This is a genomic window from Tardiphaga sp. 862_B3_N4_1 (assembly GCF_051811085.1).
GTDB lineage: Bacteria > Pseudomonadota > Alphaproteobacteria > Rhizobiales > Xanthobacteraceae > Tardiphaga > Tardiphaga robiniae.
This window is the reverse complement of record NZ_JBPWQB010000002.1, coordinates 316,904-340,058: the sequence shown is the minus strand read 5'-3', so window position 1 is coordinate 340,058 and position 23,155 is coordinate 316,904. Positions and strand designations below refer to the sequence as shown.

Sequence of the window (23,155 nt, the reverse complement as noted above, 5' to 3'; positions counted from 1 at the left end):
AGGCCGCTAATGGCGCTGCCGATTCGGTCGAAGCACGTACGGATCCTGGAGAGTCAGCTGGCCCGCCACTTAGCGATAGCGCCAGGCGCATTCGTGAAGTTGATGACGTTGCCCGAGACGCGAGTCGAGCTCTGAAGCTGGCTCGAATAGTTCGTGATTGTGAATGTACCGCGATCAAGCGATGTTGCCATACCAACCGCGCGGGACGCGGCGTGTAATTGCCCTTCGCTTGCCCGATGACAGGTTGGGCCATGCGCTCTCGTGCGCTTCTCTTCTTGCGGTAGGATGGGCTCCGGATCAGATCACAGAGTGGCTGGCCGCATGTCAGCATGCGGATGATCGATCCACCATCGTGCGCGTGACAAGTGCATAGGATATTCAGCAGCTGAATAATCAGACGTGGTAGCTTGCGTGGGGGGGGGTCGTCAGCAAGATGCAGCGGCGGTGGCCCCCAAACAAATGCCCTCCCGGTCCCTCTTGCCCTTGGGCTCGATGAAGCAGACGGCAATCGGCTTTGTTCGGCTCTACTCAGCGCGTTGTTTCCTCAATACGATGTTGTTTGCGGATCGCGGCTACGGCCGACCGAATGGGTGAACTTGCCCGCCTGCAAGGAGCTTGACGAACAGTCCTAAAATAGAATTAGAAAAACCCGGTCTGCCTAACCTATATCTGTACCGCGCGCAGACTCGGGCCGAGCGGTTCTTCACGAAGCTGAAGCAATGGCGCCTCGCAACACGATCGCTCGCAGCGAACTATCTCGCGTTCATTAAATTCACCGCTGATCAGAACTGGTTGCGTGCTGATGAGCCTACGTCCTCCACACTTAGTGAATTTCCCGGCCGAGCGCGGTTTGGTAAACGTGATTCACAATGTCGCATGAAGCGCGGTGCCTCGAGCAGTCGGTACGACACTTCGTGCGACGCTTCCAATGTTGCTGGCTCAGACTAACTAACCTTCTCTAAACACACACCTGAAGGAGCAGGTCGAGTGCTCACGTTTTCATCAATCGGCGATATCTAGAAGTAGAGCAATGGCCAGGCGCACGTATAAGTCGCGGGGTTGCATGCGACGATTGGACATGAAAATGTACGGTTTACGCAAGTCCCGGAGCGAGAACATCCTCTATGTCGCAATCTCGTCCTATCGTGTTTGTGGTAGACGATGACATCTCCGTGAGAGAGTCGCTGGAGGATTTAATCCGCCATCAAGGCTGGGTACCGGAAACGTTCGCCACTGCTCGAGAGTTCTTGTCGCGTCCACGCACGTTTGAAGCATGTTGTCTAATACTCGACGTTTCACTTCCGGATTTGAACGGCCTTGACCTGCAAACCGAAATTGCCGCTGATCGGATCGACATGCCAATCATTTTCATAAGCGGTGTCGGCGACGTGCCTATGACGGTGCGCGCTATGAAAGCTGGAGCGATAGAGTTTCTGACAAAGCCGTTTGGTAATGAGGCCTTGCTGTCCGCCGTCCGCGGCGCGTTGGAACGCAGTCATGCGACTCGTGACACGGAAGAAGAGACGCGAACTTTACTGGAACGCTACGCCTCACTGAGTCGTCGTGAACGACAAGTTATGGCGTTGGTCGTGATCGGCATGCTGAATAAGCAAGTCGGGAGCGAGCTTGGCATCAGTGAGATCACCGTGAAGGCGCATCGAGGCAGAGCCATGCATAAGATGGGGGCACGCACGTTTGCCGATCTGGTGAACATGGCTGCCAAGCTTCGAGCGCTGCCGGTGATTAAGGCGCGATCGAACGACACTCAAATAGACCTCGCAAGCGAATAGCTTGGGTGGCGTTAGCTTGATGACGTGGGCATGAGGTCGGTTCTCCGTTAACTTCATGACAGCGCGGCGACTACAAATAAAACTAGAAATACGACAAGTAGATCCCCTGGCATGGTTCTCGGCAACGGAGCCTCTCTTACTTGCATCTCGCGCTCCGCGATGCTGCGGAGCGGCAAGCCTGATAGCGCGCCCAACATTGCACCTAAGAATCCAAGAAACTCCAAATTCGCGATCGAGTCGACCGTCGCGCCGCAGATCGCAGCGGAGACAATGCTGCATACACAAGCGAACGGACGCTTAGCCGAATCGGATCGGTCGGAGTTGTTTCCGAAAAAATCTATGAACGTCGCAGCAATTAGCGCACAAAGCACGCACGGCCAAGACCAAAAGGAGAGTAAGCCGGCTGGCAGCGGAAGCGCCCCCGAAGAGATACCTAGGGCGAGCCCGGCAAGGGGGACCGACGGCCGGAATGCGCATGCCAAGCCGAGGAGAAGCGTTAAAAATAGAATCACACGATCCTCTATCGCTGGGAGTGCACTCAGTCCTGCAGATCGCCGGGACCAACACTGGCAGCTGTAGTGAGATTCCAGTGGACCACATCGATCGCTATTCGCGAGTGTCGCGGCTGCACTCGAAGAGGAACCAGATGCGTCGTTCCGTTTCGTCAATCCAATTCTCCAATAGGCTAGTCGTTGCGACGTCACCTAATTCGTCGCAAAGACTGTGTGTCTCCCGCATGCTCCGAACCAGTGATAGATTGTCATCGCGAAGCTCTGCCAACATGTCGAGCGGTGTGACGTAGTCGGCATCATTATCCAGAAGACGCTGTATCCTGCCAATCTGGCCGACTGATCGGAGAGTTGTTCCACCGATCTTGCGTACGCGCTCTGCAACCGGATCCGTCATTGCGAAAATCTGGTCGCCCTGCTCGTCAAGCATTAGATGGTAGTCGCGGAAATGCCGTCCTGACATGTGCCAATGGAAATTCTTGGTTTTCAGGTACAGTGCAAAGATGTCTGCGAGGGTCAATGTAAGCGCCGCCGCGATATCGCGTACAGATTCGCGGGAGAGGCTGGTCGGTGTAACAAGAGCGCTACCGGGAGTGACGAGTAATCTATCCATATCATTTCTCCATGTCTTGGCTTTGATAGTTAATTGTTTGGCGAATTAGATATCGCGTGGCGTTTTACGCTGCACCATTGGAATGATCAGCGAGATAGATGTGCCGGACCCGACGGTACTCTCGATTTTACTTCGCCCGGAAACGTCGGAAAGGAAGCGCCGGACCATAGCGAGCCCTAGCCCGGTTCCTCCGTTGCTAGCACGCGTCGAATAGAAAGCATCAAAGGCGCGTGTGGCGACGGCTTCGGACATGCCATGTCCTGAGTCAGATACCGTTATTACGACGTAGTGGGAATCATCCGTACGGGGGGACATTGACAAAGACGGAAGCAATTCCACGGATGTTTTGATGGTGATCCGTCCTTCGTCAGAAATAGCGTTCTTTGAATTTGTCACCAGATTGAGTAACGCATTCTCAAAGTCGAGGATATCACAGAAAATGAGCGGTCTCCGCAAAGAGAGAGCAAGCGACACGTCGATGTCGGAACCCGCTAATACAGAAAAGAGGTCACGCAATGATGTAATGGTCGCATTAACGTCGACCTCTTCAGCGCGATCGGATGGATGAACGGGTAGCTGGATCAACCGATGTATGACCGATTGAGCGCGATTGAGCGCGAGTGACGCTTTTTCGATGAGCCCCGGAATATCGGCGTCGCGGCCTAGTTTAGCGCGAAGTTCGATCAGCGAAAGCGCAGACGTCGCGACCTGAAAAAGATTATTGAGATCGTGTGCAAGGCCGTTCGAAAGCATGTGAAGGGCCTCGATTTCCCGAATGCCTGGCGCCACCGAGCCGATGTTCGGCACTTCTTCATGGCGGACAGTAACGAAGCGTTCGTCCTCCGTTTCCTCGCGCGCATCAATCTGGGGCTCACGAAGATCCACGATTAGTTCGGGAGATCCGCTTAAGGAGGCAATAAGAGGAAACATTGGGCGTAGGTCAGTGCTGAGGAAACGACCTTGCGTGGGCAGAAAGGATTCTCTTTCCATGGTATTCCCCTGTCAGAGACTAGCGGGTGCAGGATGCGCCGCTCGTCCATCACCGTATATTGAGAAACACGTCGCTTTTCCCAGATGGAACGGAATCAATAGAGATCGTCATCTCGACGGCCGGGCGTCGCGAGCAGCGACGCCGTGCAGATGCGAAACCCACCAAAGTACGTCGAAAGACGATGGCGGTCAGATGCATTCACCATTCTCCAGTGACCCAACGGCCGATCACACGTTGGGCAAGATTGGCGCGCGGTGAAACATCGGGAAGTCTCTTGAAATGACCAAAAAGATGAATGGTAAAGCGCGGGCCGCGGGGGCGGTAGGTTCGGAGCGGCGGTCCAGGGCGGCCGTTCTCAGGAGCATCCATCGTATGCAAGTGGCTAGACAGCTTGTTGGCCGAGTGTCTAATGACCTCGAAGCAAGACTCCACGGAGTCTTGAGCGCGCTTGACATTATGCACACGCGGATCGGTGAAGAAGAGCCAAAAGATCTCGGACCCTTGCTTGACGCGGCCGTTAGCTCGCTGCATCAGGCTGCAATACTCTCGCGTAAGCTAATGGCGGTTTCGCGCCCAAAGAAAAGCGAAGTCGGACCGGTCAGTGTCAATGCGATCCTTGCCGGTATGAGCGTGCTTCTACGCAGCATGGCCGGGTTTACGATTGATATTGAGATCGATCTCGGTAAGAACCTGCCGAACGTGTTTTGCGATCCCGGCCATCTCGAAACCGTGCTGTTCAATCTTGCGCTAGATGCGCGACATGCCATCATTGGCGCCGGAAAGATAATTATCGAGACGCGTTCTAACGTGGTGAGAGCAGAGCCCCAACATGTCTTCTTGCAAATCTGTGTCGTAGATACAGGCGATGTGGATCCTGCGACGTCTGGTGCTCGCCTGCTTGCTTGGGAAGCGAACACTACCCCGCAGCCTGACCGCCGCGCGTCAGTGGAAATGGCCAGGCACTTCGCGGCGGGGTTACGCGGCCGCGTCGTCGTAGATCGGCACCCGGACTCGGGCACTTCAATCACGGTTCTCCTTCCGATACAGCACGAAGACTACGGCAGCCGCAATCCTGCGGCAAAACCGGATCAAGAGCGCACTATTGTCCCAGAAGAGCTCGGCCAAGTGCCACTTTATAGTGTTATCCCGCCCTCATCCCACTTCGCATGTCGGATCGACCGGGCTTAGCGAACCTGCCTAGACTTGTATGCCGCCCCTCGAAGATCGAGCGTAGTGCGTTCGTATAATCCTGAAACGCTTTCAAAAGACGACAAGACACCTCGAGCCTATGCCGTTGGACATAAGTAACCGTAGACAGAAGGTGTATTGCAATGGAAAGCCGCCCGCCCTTACCACCCTTTAACCTAGAGACTGCGATTCAGAAGGTGCGCGGCGCCGAAGACGGTTGGAATTCTTGTAATCCGGGCAAGGTTGCACTCGTCTACACGCCAGACAGCTACTGGCGGAATCGTGCCGAATTCATCCGTGGCCGCGAAGAGATTGTGCGATTTTTGACGCGCAAGTGGCAAAGAGAATTGGACTATCGTTTGATCAAAGAGTTGTGGGCGTTTACCGACAACCACATCGCGGTACGGTTTGCCTATGAGTGGCACGATGACTCGGGAAGTTGGTATCGATCATACGGCAATGAAAATTGGGAGTTCGATTCGAACGGACTGATGCAACGCCGCATTGCGAGCATAAATGATCTTCCAATCAAAGAGGAGGAGCGCAAGTACCACTGGGATCGCACCAAGCCGCGTCCCTCAGATCATCCGAGTCTCTCGGATCTTGGGCTTTGAGTGTCTTAGGCTCGCGATCGTTTTCGCGAGCCGATCCAAGACGAAGGCATGATGAGATGTGGCGTACAACCTTGGTAGTGGCAGCTGGCGGCGCGTTAGGTTCTATTTTGCGATTCTGGATATCGCTGTGGCTGCTGCCCATCAGTAAAAGCTTGCCGTGGAGCACGATCTTAACCAACGTGATCGGCTCGTTTGCGATCGCTCTCTTCGCGGCGATCACCGCTTCAAGCGGCCGCTATCCGACGGCAGATCTGTGGCGGAACGCCTTTATGGTCGGTGTGTGTGGCGGCTTCACAACCTTCTCGTCGTTCAGCTTGCAATCCGTTGACCTGCTTCGCGCCGGGGCGCCAGTGCGGGCGCTGTTAAATGTCGGAATGTCGGTTGCGCTCTGCCTTACCGCGGCCATCGCCGGCTACCTTGTGGCTGATTGGCTCAGCCGGCCGTCGCCGCGATAGGGATAGTTCAACGGCGTATCTGTTCAGCTCCGAGTGCTACATAAAATCGACCCCAGCGAAACGCCGGAGTCGATTGATGAGCGTTAGTCGGCAAAGATAAATGGTCTGAAGATGCGCTAGGTCGGTTATTTGCAGAACGCCAGCAGATCTTCACTGACCTGGCTCTTGTGCGTCGTGCATAGCCCGTGGGGCGCGCCCTCGTAAACCTTCAAGATAGCTCCCTTGACGAGCTTGGCCTGGAGCGCACCGGCATCGTTGAACGGCACGATCTGGTCGTCGTCGCCTTGAATGATAAGCGTCGGCACGTCGAATTTTTTCAAGTCTTCGGTCTGATCGGTTTCCGAAAATGCTTTGACACAGAAGTACGCGCCCGGGAATCCAACCATCATTCCTTGTCGCCAAAACGAGTGACGAACCCCTTCTGAAACCTTTGCGTTCGGCCGATTGTAACCGTAAAAAGGCATGCTGAGATCCTTCCAGAACGCCGAGCGGTCGGTGATTATGCTCGTGCGCAGCCCATCGAAAACCGAGGTGGGCAAGCCACCAGGATTGGCCTTTGTCTGCAGCATCAAAGGCGGCACAGCGGCAATCAACGCAGCCTTCGCCACTCGCCTTGTGCCATGACGCGCGATATAGCGCGCGACCTCACCGCCTCCCGTGGAGTGCCCCACATGGATAGCGTCAGTTATATTCAATGCTTCGATCAGTTCGGCGAGGTCGTCAGCATACGTGTCCATATCGTTGCCATTCCACGGTTGGCCTGATCGTCCATGACCGCGGCGATCGTGAGCGATGCAGCGATAACCGCGCGAAGCCAGAAAAAACATCTGGTCTTCGAAAGCTTCGGATGACAACGGCCAACCATGACTGAAGACAACAGGCTGCCCGGAGCCCCAGTCTTTGTAAAATAGTTCTGTGCCGTCCTTGGTTTTGAAAGTACTCATGTTGATCCTCGGTTGTTTGGTTGGTGGGAGCAGCTCACGTTACTTGAGTGCGCCATAAAGTGTATTTCTGCATCCTCTATCCGTTACGGAAATGCACGCCAGGTTCGAGTCTTGGAGAATAATCCGAACCGAGAGTGCTGACGGGTCTAATCGCGCCGTGCCATTGCGCAAGAGATCGCACGGCCGTGCAAGACGCTGGCTTGGCGCAAGCATAGACAACGACGAAATAAGGATGGTTTGATCATCCCACCATTGAGGACAGTAGAATGCTCGACAACGCGCGTCTTCGCACGCCATTAACGAGCCAGACCGATTTAAGCCCCGACGCCGTGAGGCGTATCCCGCGCACTTTGAGAATTCTGTTGGCGGACGTCCTTGCCTTGTATGTAAAAATCAAAAACTTCCACTGGCATATGTCTGGGGCCCACGTTCGTGAATACCATCTCATGTTAGACGAACATGGTGATCAAGTGCTTGCCATGGTAAGCGAGATTGCCGAGCGTGCGCGCAAGTTGGGCGGATCCACGATTCGTTCTGTTGGCGATATCGTTCGATACCAGACGATCGCGGATAATGACGCAGATTACGTCAGTCCGCGAGATATGCTGGCTCAGCTGTGTGCCGATAATCAGAGATTAACACGTGAGATGCGTGCCATACATCGGCTCTGTGGTGAGTATGTTGATTTCGGAACAGCGAGTGCGCTCGAAAAGTGGATCGACGAGACTGAGCGGCGTACCTGGTTTCTTTTTGAAGCCTCCCAGAGTCGGATGAATTCGGACACTTGAATAGTCCATCGACATGACCAGCCGATGGAGTCAAAAGATCGAAGCTTCGCATAGTTTACGCGCTTATCTCAAAAGTGAAGCGCCCCGCGTCGCTAGGACCTGGCGCGTTCACACCCGGGCATTCGGTTCAATTCTCCGCACTAGACCTAGGCGAGACCCCTCTGGGTGTGGTCGCCTTTGCGGGTCAGAGCGATAACGGTCTAGCGTCAGCTCTGGAACCCTCGACTTTTGATGTTATTAGGCCGAGGTGTGGATCGTGCACCGCTCCTCGTCAACCGGGGCGGGAGTCAGCAACGGTGCGCGGGAAAAAGGGTATGACGCACCGGCAGTTGTTTTGATCGTCGGTCTTCTTTTAAGCGTGAGTCGCAAACCGCGCTCGGTGCCGCTAAGCGGGCCTGCGAGCGAGATGGCTTCGTTGTCGCAGCGACGAACCTTACTAACCTAATGCGCTGTTGCATTTGCCATGGTCGTCTTTCCTTCGACGTGCCTGCCGACAGGGAGCGCTGGATGAGCAAACCGGCGAATCATCTGTCGAGTAATATGACTGGGAAAATGCTTAGCATGCGTTGAGCTAACGCTTCGGTGACCGATTCTGATGGTGGACGCGCAGTAATGACGACGGCGACTTCGCGTCTTCTGTTTCGTCATCACAGCGCGGTTCGGCAATAAAGAGTCCCGCGGGATACAGTCCGTCGATACTCGCCACCTTTTGGATGTCTGTGGTGTCGTGTGCTGCTGATGGGAATGGAGTTCAAGATTAGCATGAGATGATTAATTCCATGCGTATTTGCAAGCCACGCGCCTTTTCGGAAGCCAGCGGGCACATGCACAAAGTATCTCCTGTGTCGCGGTCTATTATCTGGCCGCGGGGAGATCGATCGATGGATGAAACGGCTCTTCTTCTTTCACGTATCCAGTTCGCCTTTACTATTTCCTTCCACATCATTTTCCCGGCCTTCACAATCGGCCTTGCCGCGTGGCTCACAGTGCTGGAGGCGCTGCATTTGTACACCGGGCGGCCCGTGTATCAGACGCTGTTCGAGTTTTGGCTCAAGATATTCGGCGTGGCATTTGGTCTTGGTGTCGTGTCCGGTGTGGTGATGGGATTTCAGTTCGGAACTAACTGGAGTGTGCTGTCAAAGATGTCGGGACCGATCCAGGGCCCGCTGTTATCGTATGAAACATTCACTGCCTTCATGCTTGAGGCAAGCTTCTTTGGCATTCTGGTCTTTGGTAGGTCGCGTGTGCGTCCAGGTGTTTATCTGTTTGCGGCAGCAATGGTAGCACTCGGAACCGCGCTATCCGCTTTCTGGATCATGGTCAACAACAGCTGGATGCAGGTGCCGGTTGGTTACGTTGAGCAAGACGGGATGTTTGTGCCGACCGACTGGGGTCAGATTGTCGTTAACTGGGTCGTGTTTACGCGCTTCGTGCATATGTTGCTTGCGGCTTACTTGGCAGGCGCATTCTGCATCGCGGCCACGGGCTCATGGTATATGCTGCGAGGCATCTATCGAGCTGAGGCCCATGTCATGCTTCGAATGGGCCTTTTCCTTGCGGCCGTCATTCTGCCCGTGCAGGTCGTGTTCGGGCATTTTGTTGGCGACAATGTGCACCGATACCAGCCGGCCAAATTTGCGGCCATCGAGGCGCGCTGGCACGACGAGCAGCCCGCAAGTGAAGTGATCATCGGTATTCCGGATGCGACGACGGAATCGAACCTCTACGAAGTTAAGATCCCGGTGCTTGGCAGCATCATCGCTAGCATGAGCACGACCTCGAAGGAAGTCGGGTTGACGTCCTTCCCGCCTCAAGACCGGCCACCAGTGTTAATCCCTTTCATGACCTTCCGTGTCATGGTTGGCTGCGGATTAGTTATGTTAGGGCTGGCTTGGCTCGGATCTTGGCGTGTTGCCCGTAATAGGATCGAACGAGGCCGTTGGCTCCTGTGGTGCCTTTTCCTCAGCTTTCCGCTGCCATTCATCGCAACCCTAGCTGGATGGTACACTGCGGAAGTTGGCCGCCAGCCTTGGGTCGTCTACGGCAAGCTACGAACGGCTGACGCGGTAACCCCATTTCTCACGGCACATGCCGCGGCCACCACATTGGCATTGTTCGCCGCAGTCTATCTCTTCATCTTTTCGTTTGGCACCTACTATATCTACCGGCTCCTGCGCGCCGGCCCAGTCGGACGTCTGGCCACCGTGCCGGTGGATGCCGCGCCAAATCGTCCCATGTCGCTTGCCGATACAGATTCCGTTTGATGGCGCGTAATGCCCAAGCAAGAGGATAACCTATGCTGATGTACTGGGTTGCGTTGCTGGCGATCAGCATCCTGATCTATCTCTTGCTCGATGGCTTTGACCTGGGTGTCGGCATCCTGTTCTTGCTTCCGAACAGCGAGCCAAGGCGGCGCGCCATGCTGGGGGCGATCGCGCCGTTCTGGGACGGCAACGAGACATGGCTGGTCGTGACCGGCGTAATACTATGGGGCGCCTTTCCGATCGTCTATTCGACCGTTCTGTCGGCGTTTTATTTTCCGGTCGTCTTCATGTTGCTGGGTCTGATCTTGCGTGGTGTGGCGTTCGAATTCCGAAACAAGACGGTGCAATTTCGCTGGGTCTGGAATGTTAGCTTCGCCGGCGGCTCGCTTGTCGCCACGTTCATGCAGGGCGTGATGGTAGGAGCTCTGGCAAAGGGGCTGCCGGTTATGGACGGTGCGTACACGGGAGGAATGTTCGGCTGGCTCAGTCGATTTTCTGTTTTGTGCGGTGCAGGCCTTTGCCTGGGCTATTCGTTGCTTGGTGCCTGCTGGCTGGTAAGAAAGTGCAGCGGCGCGGTTCGCCAAAAGGCACATCGCCAGATACCGCTTTTAGCAATCGGAGTGTTGCTATTTTTGATCCTCGTCTTCAGCCACGCACTTTTACAGAATATGCCGATTCTGAATCGGTGGATGGAACGACCGTATCTGTTTGTCTTCCCAGCCATCGGCGCTGCCGCAGCCTGCGTGTTGGCCGTGAGTATACTGCGACACAATGATCACTGGCCGTTTCACATGGTCTCACTGATCTTCGTATCGGCGTTTGGCACGCTAGCACTATCGTTCTGGCCTTACATGATACCGTTTTCCATCACCATCGACCAGGCAGCAGCGCCGCATTCGACCCTGGCGTTCATGTTTTGGGGAGAGGGGCTTTTCATCTTTCCGCTGATGCTGATCTACACGGTCACTGGCTTTCGAATCTTCAAGGGAAAGTTAAGGCCCACATCAGGGCACTATTAACTTCGCGCGGACGTCAATAGGTCGCCGTTTGCGCCCGTCAAGCCGCATGGTCGTTGCCAGTAGCCAAGAATATGTGATGCTCGCTCCAGTGGACCAATTGCAAGGTGTAGTTCTGGAAAACGGCGGTCCATTTGAAGGACGATCGCGTCATCTTGGCTGCGGTGCTGTTTGAGAGGAGGAATGTTAAGATGACCAAGAAAGCCATTCGCAACTATCGCAAACCTGCCGGTGGTTGGGGGGCGCTGAAAGCGCTGAGTGAACTTCTTCTGGAACAGCGTGTCGCGCTTAAGGGTGCCGCAACGTTAAGTCGCATGAATCAGCCGGAGGGATTTGACTGCCCCGGCTGCGCTTGGCCGGACCCGAAGCACACGTCTTCGTTTGAGTTCTGCGAAAATGGCGGCAAAGCGATCGCCTGGGAAACCACAGCGATGCGCTGTACGCCGGATTTCCTGGCCGCCCACCCGGTAGCCGAACTAGCGGGATGGAGCGATCACGAGCTCGAAATGACCGGGCGCATCACGCATCCCATGGCCTATGACTCGGCGTCCGACTGCTACATGCCCGTGGAATGGAGCGAGGCTTTCGCGATCATCGGTCGCCATCTGAAAGCGTTGTCTAGCCCCGACTTGGCGGAATTCTACACATCCGGCCGGACCTCAAATGAAGCCGCGTTCCTGTACCAACTCTTTGTGCGCGAATATGGGACCAACAACTTCCCCGACTGTTCTAACATGTGCCACGAAGCCACCAGTGTCGGCTTGCTACAATCAATCGGGGTCGGCAAGGGAACGGTGTTGCTTGAGGATTTCGACAAGGCGGATTGCATCTTTATCTTTGGCCAGAATCCGGGCACCAACAGTCCGCGAATGATGACCAGCCTTCGCAATGCTTCACGACGCGGCGCCACGATTATATCGATAAACCCATTTCGTGAGCGCTCACTCGAGCGCTTCCAGGCGCCTCAAAGCCCACTCGAGATGCTCACGCTGACATCAACGCCGATCAGTTCAAGATTGTTTCAGGTACGTGTCGGCGGAGATGTCGCAGTGTTAAAGGGCATCATGAAAGTGATAGTGGAGGCAGATGATGCGGCCCATGCAATTGACCAACCATCACGGCTCGACTGGGATTTCATCCGCGGCCACACCGTCGGCATCGAAGCGCTTGTTCAGGATCTCAAGAGCACGCAATGGTCGGACATCGAGCGGCAGTCCGGCCTGACACGCGAAGACATGCAGTATGCTGCAAATGCTTATATGAAATCGGAACGGACGATCATCGTCTATGGCATGGGTATTACGCAGCACCGGTGCGGGACGCGCAACGTGCAGCAATTGGCCAATCTAGCGCTATTGCGAGGGCAGATCGGAAAAGAGGGCGCTGGCCTCTGTCCAGTTCGGGGGCATTCGAACGTGCAGGGCGATCGGACGGTTGGGATTACGGAAGTGCCGAGCGCGGAGTTTCTTGCCAAGCTGGAGCAGCGCTTCGGCTTCAAACCTCCGTCGGCGCCGGGGCACAACGTCGTCACCGCGCTCGAGGCGATGATACGTGGAGAGGTCAAAGTGCTTTTCGCAATGGGCGGAAATTTCGCCGCCGCAATTCCCGACTGGCAGATGACTCGCGCAGCGTTGCGGAACCTCGATCTGACTGTTCATGTCTCCACCAAGCTCAACCGCAGCCATCTTGTCCATGGTCGTGCAGCTCTGATCCTACCGTGCCTGGGGCGTACTGAGATCGATGTTCAGGAGGGGGGGCTTCAATCGATCACTGTAGAAGATTCTATGTCTATGGTACATGCGTCAGCCGGCCGTAATACTCCCGCGTCTGATCATCTTCTCAGCGAACCGGCGATAGTCGCCGGTGTCGCTAAGGCGACGCTTGGTAATCGGACGGTTGTCGACTGGGATGGCCTTGTCGCGGACTATGACGGCATACGCGATGCGATAGAGGCCGTATTTCCGATCTTTCAAGGTTACAACGCGCGCATTAGAGTCCCTGGCGGCTTTCATCTTACATCAACCGCTCGAGAGCGGATCTGGAAGACTCCCTCGGGCAAGGCAAATTTCTTGGTCTTTGACGGACTCGGCGAAGATATCCGTGACGACGATCAGGATGTCCTCTGGCTCAGTACGATCCGCAGCCACGACCAATACAACAGCACGTTGTATTCATTGTCTGATCGTTATAGGGGGGTATATGGCCAACGCGACGTTTTGTTCCTCAACGAGTTCGATATGCTGAAACGAGATCTTGCCGACGGGGACCGCGTCGACGTGGTCACCGCGTCGTCCGACGGCATCGAGCGCATTGTGCGCAATCTTCGTGTCATCCGCTACGCGTTTCCGGCAGGTTGCTGTGCGGCGTATTATCCAGAGGCGAACCCGCTCGTCCCGCTGTATTCCCGCGATCCGGAAAGCTTAACGCCCTCTTACAAAGGCGTACCAGTCAGGCTTGCGCATTCGAAAAGCGACGGAGCGGCTGTCAGCGTCCACGAACAATAGCAGGATACTAGTGCTCTCGATGTGAGAGCCGTGGGCCAGTCAAACTAACGCCGCTGCTTTCGCAGCAGAGAGCGCGCCTGTGCGAGCTCGCGGCCGCATGCTGCGGAACTACCTCTGCGGTCGGCAGCGCGAGCACGATCTATCGAGTCGAGGATGGCTTGGAAGCTGACACCCTTACGCCCTTCGGTCGCAGCTATTGAGCCGGGGGTCGGCTGGTTGTTGCGCAACGCCGCCAGGCTCTCGGGCTTCCAGTGGCCCGTCCGGGCCTGACGCTCGATGGCCGCATCTATCCTAACCTGAAGATCGATAATCGATTGCTTACATGCCCCGGCGAAAGCTGGCGGCGCCAAGGCCAAAACAACCAGGGTGACGAAGATTGGTTTCACGATAGTTTCCAGCGTCAAGATCATGCCACGCTTAGATTGTTGACACACACGTTAGCGCAAGTCTTGCCGAAATGAACGATGCTGAAGCTCGCGAGACCCGAATCTACGCAACCACACCGCGCGAACTGGGCATGTCAGGCGACGTAGTGTGAGTGCATAATCAACGTTCGAAAAGCGCAGCAGACGATGTGGCGCTCGCAATGTCATTGGACACATCGGCTGTTAACGAGGAGCGAGAATCCTTGGAATACGCAACTGCAAACGATGCATTTTGATGCAGCCATCGTCGATATTGTTCTGCAAAAATCAACGGAGAACGAACGTGGCGAGATAACTACGTGGTTGGGATACTGCGGCATGACACGAATATCTGCGCCGGTATAACTCGTCCCAGAGCGGCTCTATTTGGTTAGGCCGTTGATGTCAGAAAACTCCGCTGAGCGTAAATTGAAGGCGGGGTACGCTCTGAAAGGCCGGCCTGCTCGGTAAAGCGTTTTCATTTCTACAGCAGAAATCTCTAGTCGAATCTATGGCGAAATCAGCACTAGATGGCGGTCGTGCATATATGACATCGACACACTCCGGTCGAAAGAAGTTTCCGGTGGCGTAAGCAAGAGTAGCTGAACCGGCGTCGACCGGCTCGGGCTGTTTACTGTGCAAAGTACCGGAAGCTTGGAGCACGGTCTCGCGGGATCATGATGATCATGAGTTGTGATGCCACCGCTCGGGGCTCCAAAGCCGCATTGTTGGCTCTTGGCATAGTTTATGGGGATCTGGGCACAAGCCCCCTATACACAGTCCAGGCGATCGCGTTGACCATGGGCGGTCAGTTTACCCCGGATGCGGCACTGGGTTCGCTCTCGCTCATCGTTTGGGCGCTCATCATCACCGTCTCGGTGAAGTACTGCTGGATTGTAATGAGCGCCGACAATCAGGGCGAAGGAGGAATTCTCGCTTTGATGATCATGACCGGAGCCAGATGGAAGGGCTCCGCGCGATCGTTGATCGTTATGGGTTTGTTTGGAGCGGCCCTGCTTTACGGCGACGGTATGATCACTCCAGGAATTTCGGTTCTCAGTGCGGTGGAAGGTCTTAACGTCGCTACGGGGCTGTTCGTGCCATACACGACGCCGATGGCTGTGGCGATTCTTGTTCTTTTGTTTGCCCTACAAAAACGCGGAACGGGTTCGGTTGGCAGGGCCTTCGGCCCGATCATGCTGATTTGGTTCGTAACGATAGCAATCCTCGGCATCGGCGGCATCTGGCGGCATCCCGAGGTTCTCAAGGCGATCAATCCAGTCTACGGGCTGCGCTTGCTGGTCAGCAACGGCGGTGTGGGACTGACGACGCTTGGGGCAGTCTTCCTGGCGCTTACCGGTGCTGAAGCGCTTTACGCCGACATGGGCCAGGTCGGACGCCGACCGATTCGAACGGCGTGGTATTCCCTGGTGTTCCCCGCGTTGATCCTCAATTACGCCGGACAGATCGGCAACGTGCTCGATTCCGGCAGGATCACGAATCCATTCTTCGAAATGGCGCCGGTTTGGGCTCTCTATCCCCTCGTCGCATTGGCAACGATGGCATCGATCATTGCGAGCCAGGCGATTATATCGGGATGTTTTTCAATGACCGAGCAGGCGACGCAGCTGGGGTGGTTACCAGCGATCCGAATCAAGCACACGTCCGCCGATCAGTTCGGACAGATTTACGTGCCGGTTGTGAACTGGGCCATGATGACCATCACAGTCCTGCTAGTCGTTGGGTTTGGCAGCGCCGATCGGTTGGCAGGCGCTTATGGCACCGCCGTCTCCGTAACGATGGTGCTTACGACAGTGCTGCTTTATAGAGCCCTGCAGACACAATGGCGGCATTGGCCCGTGGTGTGGTTAGCGGCGCTGATAGCCATATTCCTCATCGTTGATCTTTCCTTCTTCATGGCGTGCGTTCTGAAGATCGGCGACGGCGGATGGATACCGCTATCGATCGGGGGTCTTTTATTCGGCATAATGGCGACGTGGCATTCGGGAGCAGAGTCGCTGCGGCTTAGAGATAGCGCTCGATCGAGGTCATCTCAGCAATTTCTTCGGTCCCTCGATAGCGACAAAATTGTCCGAGTGAACGGTGCGGCGATATTTCTTACACGGCTGTCGGAAGACGTGCCGCCTGTCGTCGTCGACTATGTGCGAAGGACCGGTTCATTGCAAAAGATCGTGGTTCTATTGTCTGTCAATTTTGACCGGGTACCGCGCGTTGCCGCTGCCGGTAGGGTCAGAATTGCGAAGTTTGCAGATGACTTTTGGCGCATCAACGTGCACTTCGGTTTTCGGGAAGACCCCGATCTGCCAGCCGCCCTTCTTGCTTTAACCGATCTTGATGGGCCGCAGCTCTCGAGCGCCTGCTATTTCATCGAGAGTCATGATGTCGTGAGCGGAATAGCCAATCCATTGGTGGACCGCCTGCGGACAGCGTTGTTTGCATTCATGCTGCGGAATTCCGCCCGCGCCATCGACCAGTTTAAGATGCCGACCGATACGCTTGTCGAACTCGGTTGTCGCCTCGAACTGTAAGCTTGAGCGATGTGGCCGCGAAGTCTCGCGTTCGAATTTGAAACCCGGCGATAACGAGGAAGACGTTACCGCACACCAATGTACTGGTGGCGGGCATAGTCCGAGATCGAGCGTCAAAGCGGTTCGGGTTTGCCGCTTACGAGCAGTGCCAAAGATCGATGTAGCAACGCGCGGATATACGGAAAGTTGATGCAGATGGTGAGATCGGTCGTGATCAGGGTGGTAGATTTTTGCGCGCGTTATCCATGGCCAGTTTTCATTCTTGGAGCACTACTAGCCGCCTCCGCCGCTGTCTACGACGTGACGCGCTTCTCGATCAATACCGATACGGAAAACCTAATTGCGAGAGACTTACCCTGGCGGCAGCGTCAGACCGACTTCGAAAAAGCGTTTCCACAAATGGGCATTCTGGTCGTGGTTACAGCCCCGACGCTTGAACAAGTAGCGCAAGCCACCGATGTTTTACAAGTCGAACTTGCCAAGCACACGGACCTGTTCGAGTCGGTGCTTCGGCCGGAAAGCGGTACATTCTTTCAGCAGAACGGGCTTTTGTTTGAGCCTTTGCAAAATGTCACGGAATCAATGGCGAGCCTCTCGAAAGCGGACGTGCTTGTTGACACGCTCGCCGGCGATCCGAGCTTGCGCGGCGTCCTGACCGCTCTCAATCTTGCAGTTGGCGGGGTTGAAGGCGGGCAGGTCAAGCTCAGCCAGCTCGAATGGCCACTGTTACTGTCCGGGAGAGTGTTAAGTGATGTCCTTGCCGGCAAGCTTTCGGTATTCTCGTGGCAGGCTCTTGTGCAGGGAGCGCCGCCGCCGGTCACGCAATTGCGGCGTTTCATCGAGGTCCAGCCGGTACTAGAATTTTCGGCACTGCAGCCTGGCAGAAAGGCGACGGACGGCATCCGTCGTGCGGCAGCCGACCTCAAACTGAACGAAATGTTCGGCGCCACTGTGCAGCTGACCGGAACAGTACCGATAAATGACGACCAGTTTTCGGTCATTCAGGAGAGCGCGTCGCGCGACACGATATCTGCGTTGCTCGGTACATTGATCATCCTTTGGATGGCGTTGCGGTCGTGGAAGATTGTCCTTGCTGTCACGTTCGGCGTTCTGGTCGGACTTGCTGCGACCACCGCGCTAGGCCTCGTGCTGCTGGGATCGTTCAATCTGCTTTCGATCGCATTCTTTGTGCTGTTCGTTGGGCTGGGCGTGGATTTTGGCATTCAGCTGAGCGTCCGATACCGCTCCGAAAGACATCTACATGACGATCTGCATGAGGCGCTGCGCCGGGCAGCTAGTGAGGTAGCAATGCCTCTAACGCTCGCCGCGGCTGCCACCGCCGTTGCGTTTTTTTCGTTTCTGCCAACCAGTTACAAGGGCCTCTCAGAACTGGGGCTGATAGCAGGCTGCGGAATGTTAATCGCATTCTTATGTAGCATCACACTGGTGCCGGCGGTTTTGGCGCTTCTCTCTCCGCCCGGAGAGGTTATGCCTGTAGGGTTCGCCAGGCTTGCGCCACTCGACGATTTCCTGCAGCGCCATCGCGCTGTGGTCATTGCCGGCACTTTTCTGATGGTTATTGCCGGGGCACCGCTGCTGTTTCGACTTCCATTCGATTTCAATCCGATCGACTTGCAAAATCCGAATGCGCCGTCTGTGGTCACGTATCGCGAGATTCAAGACAATCCGCTGACTGGCGGAAGCGATGCAGAAGTTGTCACGAAATCCATTGCCGACGCAGAAAGCGTTGCCAAACGTCTGGCGGCCCTGCCGCAGGTATTGCGCGCGCTGACACTCAACAGCTTGATTCCAGACGATCAGGAGCAAAAAATCGCAGCGATCAGAGCTGCCGGATCCACTCTTCGCAAGTCCCTTGACGAAAAGCGGGACCCGGCGCCTGCAGATGCGGACACGATTGATGCTATTCGAGCGACGGCAGCGAATCTTACGAAGGTGAGCAGTGCATCCGCCGGGCGCGGCGCGGACGCTGCGCGAAACCTTTCCAGCTTGCTGACGCGCCTCGCACAATCAGACATGGGGATACGCCAGAAGGCTGAAAGGGCATTCGTACCATCGTTGATCGACGGGCTAGATCACCTCCGGGACAGCCTTGGCGCGGCGCCGGTGACGCTTGAGAATTTACCGACAAGCCTGGTTCGCAACTGGCTGTTGCCCGATGGCCGAGCGCGGGTTCAGATCATGCCGAAGGGTGATGCTAACGATGCCGCCGTGCTACGAGCTTTCGCAACTTCGGTGCTTTCGACGGAGCCGTCAGCAACGGGGCCGGCGATCAGCCTGTATGAGTCAGGAAGAACCGTCATCCGTGCATTCGCGGAGGCTGGTGCAATTGCGCTCGCGGCGATCGCGCTTTTGCTCTTTATTGCTCTAAAACGCGCGATGGATGTCCTGTTGACGTTGATACCGTTGCTGCTAGCCGGTCTGGTGACGTTGGAGATATGTTCGATAACCAACACGGTGCTCAATTTTGCCAACATCATTGCCCTTCCGCTGCTGCTCGGCGTCGGGGTGGCATTTAAGATCTATTTCATTCTGGCTTGGCGCGAAGGCCGAACGCACTTGTTGGAAACAGCCCTGACCCGCGCAGTTGTGTTCAGCGCTTTGACCAACGCGGTTGCGTTCGGAAGCATGTGGTCTTCAAAAGATCCCGGCTTGTCAAGCATGGGTAGGATGATGGCGCTGGCACTGGTTTGTACGATGGCCGCCGCCGTTCTGTTCCAACCGGTTCTGATGGGAAGGCCTCGGCAGATCATAGCCCCCAAGCCAGGAACGAGGTTTGGGATCGAGACTGCGGAGCAGACAGCAGAAGATCGTTAACGACGGCATTTTTAAATTATACGCGCTTCATCGTAGCAATCAGCGCGCGCTTCGGAAAGCCAGTGAGGCGGCAATGGATCATGCTGTTGCAGTCGACGAAGAGCTAGCCTTTCGCTGAGAGAAGGAGTGAATCTCATGTGGAATTTCGTAGTAATGGCCGGAGGCGTGCTTACCTTGCTGCTGGGGTTCACCATTCCGGCGCAGGCGGCGCAGCCGCGCTTTGAGTGCCCCGAGTCTATAGACGTCGCAACGACGTCCCAAGCGAGAGCGGAAGTGCAAAAATTGCTTCCTCCGGGAAATGCGATAAACGATCCGACTCGTCTGAACGCGAGCATCGATGCGTTGAAGGCGCAGGGCTTGTCAAGAACTCTCATAATCGATCATCTGATTGGCGCATATTGTCCAATCGTTGCGTCGGAGAGCTCGCTCTCCGATGCCGACAAGTCCGCGAAGGTCCGGCGGTTCGCTAGCCGCATCATCCCACTTGTCTACCAAGTGGAAAATGTCTCCGAGATCATCCTCAACGTTCCACTGAAGCCGACCGTAGTCGACGAAATCAATGCGAAGGCTCGGAAAAGCCGCACGTCTGTGGAGGATTGGCTCGCGAAAGCGATCGAAACGGCGGTCAACCAGCCTTGATGAAAAGTCAGAAGTTGTCTTGACAGCATGTAGCGTGCCGAACTTATGGTGGAGGTTCGGCGACGAGCATGTAGCCACGTCCCGGGATGGTTTTGATAACGTCTCGATCGGCGCCTAGAGCAGACCTAAGGGTAGCCATCTGAACTCGCAGATTGCTTTCCTCGACGATAGTCGATGGCCAAACTGCTTTCACGATCTGCTCCTTCGCTACGATCCAACCTCGATTTCGAAGCAGAACGAGCAGAATATCGAACGCGCGGCTGCCGATATCGACTGGCGCGCCCCGTGAAACGATCCGGCGCGCCCGCGGCAACACAGTGAAACCTCTAAATGAAAAAGCGTCGAGCTTCGAATCATCGAAAGTTAAATTGTGCGTCATCGCGTCGGCGCGCAATGCATGCGGGAAGTTCTGCATCATGGTGCTGCCCCTTAGGAAGTCCCATTGCAGATTTATGGTGGTATCAGACCGCAGGTATTCTCTGCCGTCGCACTAATTGTCGCGATGAACGGATTAGCAGTTCGCCATCTTGGTCTCAGCTCATCAATATCGTGCTTATCCGACATGACGAGGCGAGCTCGAAATACGGTGCGCGCATCATAGTCCACCGTCACGAAAGTGAAAGAGCCAGAGGAGAATTGTCGTGAGCATCCCATCCGTCGCTGTTGCCGTCTTCGCCTCGCACGAGGCCGCCGAGGTTGCAGTCAAATCGCTTGCAGCGCAGGGCATCGACCTGAAGACGATATCGATCATCGGAAAGAATTATCAAACCGAAGATACTCCGGTCGGCTTCTTCAATGCTGGAGATCGAGCAAAAGTATTCGGCAAACTCGGTGTCTTCTGGGGCGGATTGTTTGGACTTTTGTTCGGGTCGTTCTTTTTGTTCATTCCGGTGTTCGGTCACCTCGTTATCTTAGGACCACTGGCGGCGATGGTCGCGAATGCCTTCGAGGGCGCTATCGTCGTCGGCGGCGTGAGCGCGCTCGCGGGGGCGCTCAGCGCGATCGGTGTGCCCCGGAATTCCGTGGTCCGGTACGAATCGGCATTAAAAGCGGACAAGTTTGTAGTTGCCGTGCACGGGACGCCTGAGTACGCGGAAAAAGCGAAGCATATGCTGGCCCCCACTGCGGACGGCGAGGTCGCGACGTTTACCGAGGCAGCATCTGTTTAGCAGTTGTTCGGTGGTGCGGGCTGGGCGAGAAGTTGGCGCTTAGCAGCCGGTTCAGGATGCCTGCCGCAAACGGTTGTGCTCTCGGGATTGCTTCCGTGGAGTATCGATATGGCGGAGTGAGGTGGCTGACACATTCGCCGGAGATGGCGGGGCGCTGACGATTTTCGTCACAGGGTGAATCCGCCCCTCAACCGGTGGGCGCGCAAAGGCGGTCGGCAGGACGCTTGGGTAGCTGAGCCTCGCTGTAAGTGTACCACGGTTCAGGCGGCGGCCTCGCATTTAAGGCAATAGCGTAGCGCACGATAAGAGGGACACGAGCGACGGCGATTGTGACCTGAATGAATGTCAAGATGAACCACGATGCGGTTGTTTCGATCTCTGACACGGAAAGCGATACTTAGCGTGAACGAGCCTGACAGTCATTCAACTCTCGCTGCGTTCTCCGTCTCGAATTTCCGTAGATTTGTGACTGGCCAAAGCGTCAGCCTGATCGGATCGTGGACTGAAACCGTTGCGCAGGCGTTGCTCGTGTTGCAATTGACCAACTCGGCGAAGGCGGTCGGGTTCGTCACTGCGGTCCGTTATCTCCCGGTCCTCCTGTTGACTCCGTATGCTGGCCTTGTCGTGGATCGCAGCAACAAGCGGCACGTTCTAATCGCAACTGCGAGCAGCCTCGCAATCCTTTCATTCCTGCAGGGCGGCTTGGTTCTGTCCGGGGCGATCAACATTTGGTGGATCTATGCTTTGGCGCTCTGCTTTGGCATTTTGTCAGCGCTGGATAATCCGGCGAGACAAGCCTTTATTCCAGAAATGGTAGGACAGGGGCTGATACACAGTGCTGTGACTCTGAACAGCACATTCGTGAATGTCGGTCGCGCTATCGGCCCTGCCGTCGCCGCGGTGCTCATTGCGACTATAGGAATCGGGTGGTGCTTTCTGGTCAACGCGGCGAGCTTTGCTGCTGTCCTTTACGCGCTCTTGACCATGAAGGTTGCTGATCTTCATCCGGCCTCGCGAGTGAGGGCGGCCAGAAATCAGTTGGTGCAAGGTTTTCGATACGCAGTTCGGAATCCGAATATCATCGGTCCCATTGCGATGATGGCGCTTATCGGGACGTTCACCTATGAATTCGAAGTGAGTTTACCGCTTTTCGCGCGCGTCTCGCTTGATGGATCAGACAGCACGTACAGCTGGTTGATCGGCGCGTTCGGCATAGGATCCGTGCTCGGTGGACTGTACTGCATGTGGAAGCCCGAGACTGGTATCAGCCGACTGCTGCGTGCAGCATTGCTTTATGCCGCCGCGATGGCGGCGGGAGCGCTGGCGCCTAGCCTGCAGATCGCGGTGCCGATTTTTGTTGTGGTTGGGATGGCCAGTATTGTGTTCATCACGACCGGAAACAGTACAATTCAGCTCGCATCATCTCCCGAATACAGGGGGCGCGTCACCGCGTTGTGGTCAACGGCGTTCCTCGGGTCGACGCCGATCGGCGCTGCCATTATCGGATTCGTAGATGCCGTAAGTCCGCGCCTGGCTCTCGGAGCAGGTGCAGCGGCCTGCCTGGTCGCCGTCGTTGTCGGCGCCTACTTTGCGAAGTTGCGCACCGCGCAGCAGAAAAGCTGCAGCTTGACATAACACGGGCGGGGAACAGCGGTTTGATCGTTCGCCCGTGCCTTCAGGCAATAGAACAAGGATTGAGCAAGACGCCGCGCCAGCCCCGCGCCATAAGTGGCCACGTGTTGCCTGCAGGGTCCTATCGGATGGCTCAGTCGAAGGTCAAGTCATTCTGGTGTCGGACGATGCTAACAGCGTGTGCGGTATGCGTCGTGGTGGCATGGTCCGCCATCGGTGCGGATCGGGCGTCACCTGACGTCGAGCCGCTA

The 23,155-nt window shown here is 55.8% G+C and carries 17 protein-coding genes; 13 read left to right on the top strand and 4 right to left on the bottom strand.

The features are described from left to right. Window positions 1-1,124 precede the first annotated feature (1,124 nt). Window positions 1,125-1,790: a response regulator transcription factor gene (locus AB8B02_RS18875; protein ID WP_439064827.1), complete on the top strand. Its 666-nt coding sequence runs from the start codon at window positions 1,125-1,127 to the stop codon at window positions 1,788-1,790. Between the two features lie 606 nt (window positions 1,791-2,396). On the opposite strand, the gene AB8B02_RS18870 is transcribed toward AB8B02_RS18875, so the two are convergent. Together AB8B02_RS18870 and AB8B02_RS18865 are read right to left on the bottom strand one after the other, a co-directional pair. Continuing rightward, window positions 2,397-2,912, bottom strand: a complete 516-nt coding sequence (locus tag AB8B02_RS18870; protein ID WP_439064826.1) for a Dps family protein — start codon at window positions 2,910-2,912, stop codon at window positions 2,397-2,399. A gap of 45 nt (window positions 2,913-2,957) precedes the next feature. Next, window positions 2,958-3,902: a sensor histidine kinase gene (locus tag AB8B02_RS18865; RefSeq protein ID WP_439064825.1), complete on the bottom strand. Its 945-nt coding sequence runs from the start codon at window positions 3,900-3,902 to the stop codon at window positions 2,958-2,960. A 439-nt stretch (window positions 3,903-4,341) separates the two neighbouring features. Here AB8B02_RS18865 and AB8B02_RS18860 point away from each other — a divergent pair, with 439 nt between their 5' ends. The 3 genes from AB8B02_RS18860 to crcB all read left to right on the top strand — a co-directional run bounded on the left by AB8B02_RS18860 (window position 4,342) and on the right by crcB (window position 6,160). Beyond that, a complete protein-coding gene (locus tag AB8B02_RS18860; RefSeq protein ID WP_439064824.1) occupies window positions 4,342-5,091 on the top strand; it encodes a hypothetical protein in 750 nt (249 codons plus the stop codon). A 143-nt stretch (window positions 5,092-5,234) separates the two neighbouring features. Beyond that, entirely contained in the window at window positions 5,235-5,705 is a 471-nt protein-coding gene (locus tag AB8B02_RS18855; RefSeq protein WP_439064823.1) for a DUF1348 family protein, read from the top strand. A gap of 56 nt (window positions 5,706-5,761) precedes the next feature. Then, on the top strand, window positions 5,762-6,160 hold the full coding sequence (gene crcB, locus AB8B02_RS18850) for a fluoride efflux transporter CrcB (RefSeq protein WP_439064822.1): 399 nt from the start codon (window positions 5,762-5,764) through the stop codon (window positions 6,158-6,160). A gap of 125 nt (window positions 6,161-6,285) precedes the next feature. Here the strand turns inward: crcB and AB8B02_RS18845 are convergent, their stop codons facing one another. Next, the gene (locus AB8B02_RS18845; RefSeq protein ID WP_439064821.1) at window positions 6,286-7,104 is read right to left on the bottom strand and encodes an alpha/beta fold hydrolase; all 819 of its coding nucleotides are present in this window, start codon (window positions 7,102-7,104) and stop codon (window positions 6,286-6,288) included. Window positions 7,105-7,370: 266 nt separating this feature from the next. Here AB8B02_RS18845 and AB8B02_RS18840 point away from each other — a divergent pair, with 266 nt between their 5' ends. The 7 genes from AB8B02_RS18840 to AB8B02_RS18810 all read left to right on the top strand — a co-directional run bounded on the left by AB8B02_RS18840 (window position 7,371) and on the right by AB8B02_RS18810 (window position 20,103). Continuing rightward, on the top strand, window positions 7,371-7,892 hold the full coding sequence (locus tag AB8B02_RS18840) for a Dps family protein (protein WP_439064820.1): 522 nt from the start codon (window positions 7,371-7,373) through the stop codon (window positions 7,890-7,892). Window positions 7,893-8,773: 881 nt separating this feature from the next. Continuing rightward, window positions 8,774-10,156, top strand: coding sequence for a cytochrome ubiquinol oxidase subunit I (locus tag AB8B02_RS18835; RefSeq protein ID WP_439064819.1), 1,383 nt, complete (start codon window positions 8,774-8,776; stop codon window positions 10,154-10,156). Between the two features lie 32 nt (window positions 10,157-10,188). Beyond that, a complete protein-coding gene (cydB, locus tag AB8B02_RS18830; RefSeq protein ID WP_439064818.1) occupies window positions 10,189-11,175 on the top strand; it encodes a cytochrome d ubiquinol oxidase subunit II in 987 nt (328 codons plus the stop codon). A 188-nt stretch (window positions 11,176-11,363) separates the two neighbouring features. Beyond that, window positions 11,364-13,676 (top strand): FdhF/YdeP family oxidoreductase, encoded by a 2,313-nt coding sequence (locus tag AB8B02_RS18825; RefSeq protein WP_439064817.1) that lies wholly within the window; start codon window positions 11,364-11,366, stop codon window positions 13,674-13,676. A 1,081-nt stretch (window positions 13,677-14,757) separates the two neighbouring features. Next, complete coding sequence (locus AB8B02_RS18820) at window positions 14,758-16,629, top strand: potassium transporter Kup (RefSeq protein ID WP_439064816.1); 1,872 nt, start codon at window positions 14,758-14,760, stop codon at window positions 16,627-16,629. Window positions 16,630-16,818: 189 nt separating this feature from the next. After that, the gene (locus tag AB8B02_RS18815; RefSeq protein ID WP_439064815.1) at window positions 16,819-19,464 is read left to right on the top strand and encodes an MMPL family transporter; all 2,646 of its coding nucleotides are present in this window, start codon (window positions 16,819-16,821) and stop codon (window positions 19,462-19,464) included. A gap of 135 nt (window positions 19,465-19,599) precedes the next feature. After that, window positions 19,600-20,103 (top strand): hypothetical protein, encoded by a 504-nt coding sequence (locus tag AB8B02_RS18810; protein ID WP_439064814.1) that lies wholly within the window; start codon window positions 19,600-19,602, stop codon window positions 20,101-20,103. Between the two features lie 43 nt (window positions 20,104-20,146). On the opposite strand, the gene AB8B02_RS18805 is transcribed toward AB8B02_RS18810, so the two are convergent. After that, window positions 20,147-20,521, bottom strand: a complete 375-nt coding sequence (locus tag AB8B02_RS18805) for a winged helix-turn-helix domain-containing protein (RefSeq protein WP_439064813.1) — start codon at window positions 20,519-20,521, stop codon at window positions 20,147-20,149. 223 nt (window positions 20,522-20,744) lie between these two features. On the opposite strand from AB8B02_RS18805, the gene AB8B02_RS18800 reads away from it, so the two are divergent. Together AB8B02_RS18800 and AB8B02_RS18795 are read left to right on the top strand one after the other, a co-directional pair. After that, window positions 20,745-21,272 (top strand): hypothetical protein, encoded by a 528-nt coding sequence (locus AB8B02_RS18800; RefSeq protein ID WP_439064812.1) that lies wholly within the window; start codon window positions 20,745-20,747, stop codon window positions 21,270-21,272. A 402-nt stretch (window positions 21,273-21,674) separates the two neighbouring features. Beyond that, complete coding sequence (locus tag AB8B02_RS18795; protein WP_439064811.1) at window positions 21,675-22,907, top strand: MFS transporter; 1,233 nt, start codon at window positions 21,675-21,677, stop codon at window positions 22,905-22,907. Window positions 22,908-23,155: the final 248 nt, after the last annotated feature.

What these genes read in the sequence shown, in the direction of transcription:
- AB8B02_RS18875 (WP_439064827.1), top strand. Translation starts at nt 1,125, where the DNA reads ATGTCGCAATCTCGTCCTATCGTGTTTGTGGTAGACGATGACATCTCC.
- AB8B02_RS18870 (WP_439064826.1), bottom strand. Translation starts at nt 2,912, where the DNA reads ATGGATAGATTACTCGTCACTCCCGGTAGCGCTCTTGTTACACCGACC.
- AB8B02_RS18865 (WP_439064825.1), bottom strand. Translation starts at nt 3,902, where the DNA reads ATGGAAAGAGAATCCTTTCTGCCCACGCAAGGTCGTTTCCTCAGCACT.
- AB8B02_RS18855 (WP_439064823.1), top strand. Translation starts at nt 5,235, where the DNA reads ATGGAAAGCCGCCCGCCCTTACCACCCTTTAACCTAGAGACTGCGATT.
- crcB (WP_439064822.1), top strand. Translation starts at nt 5,762, where the DNA reads ATGTGGCGTACAACCTTGGTAGTGGCAGCTGGCGGCGCGTTAGGTTCT.
- AB8B02_RS18845 (WP_439064821.1), bottom strand. Translation starts at nt 7,104, where the DNA reads ATGAGTACTTTCAAAACCAAGGACGGCACAGAACTATTTTACAAAGAC.
- AB8B02_RS18840 (WP_439064820.1), top strand. Translation starts at nt 7,371, where the DNA reads ATGCTCGACAACGCGCGTCTTCGCACGCCATTAACGAGCCAGACCGAT.
- AB8B02_RS18835 (WP_439064819.1), top strand. Translation starts at nt 8,774, where the DNA reads ATGGATGAAACGGCTCTTCTTCTTTCACGTATCCAGTTCGCCTTTACT.
- cydB (WP_439064818.1), top strand. Translation starts at nt 10,189, where the DNA reads ATGCTGATGTACTGGGTTGCGTTGCTGGCGATCAGCATCCTGATCTAT.
- AB8B02_RS18825 (WP_439064817.1), top strand. Translation starts at nt 11,364, where the DNA reads ATGACCAAGAAAGCCATTCGCAACTATCGCAAACCTGCCGGTGGTTGG.
- AB8B02_RS18820 (WP_439064816.1), top strand. Translation starts at nt 14,758, where the DNA reads ATGATGATCATGAGTTGTGATGCCACCGCTCGGGGCTCCAAAGCCGCA.
- AB8B02_RS18815 (WP_439064815.1), top strand. Translation starts at nt 16,819, where the DNA reads ATGCAGATGGTGAGATCGGTCGTGATCAGGGTGGTAGATTTTTGCGCG.
- AB8B02_RS18810 (WP_439064814.1), top strand. Translation starts at nt 19,600, where the DNA reads ATGTGGAATTTCGTAGTAATGGCCGGAGGCGTGCTTACCTTGCTGCTG.
- AB8B02_RS18805 (WP_439064813.1), bottom strand. Translation starts at nt 20,521, where the DNA reads ATGATGCAGAACTTCCCGCATGCATTGCGCGCCGACGCGATGACGCAC.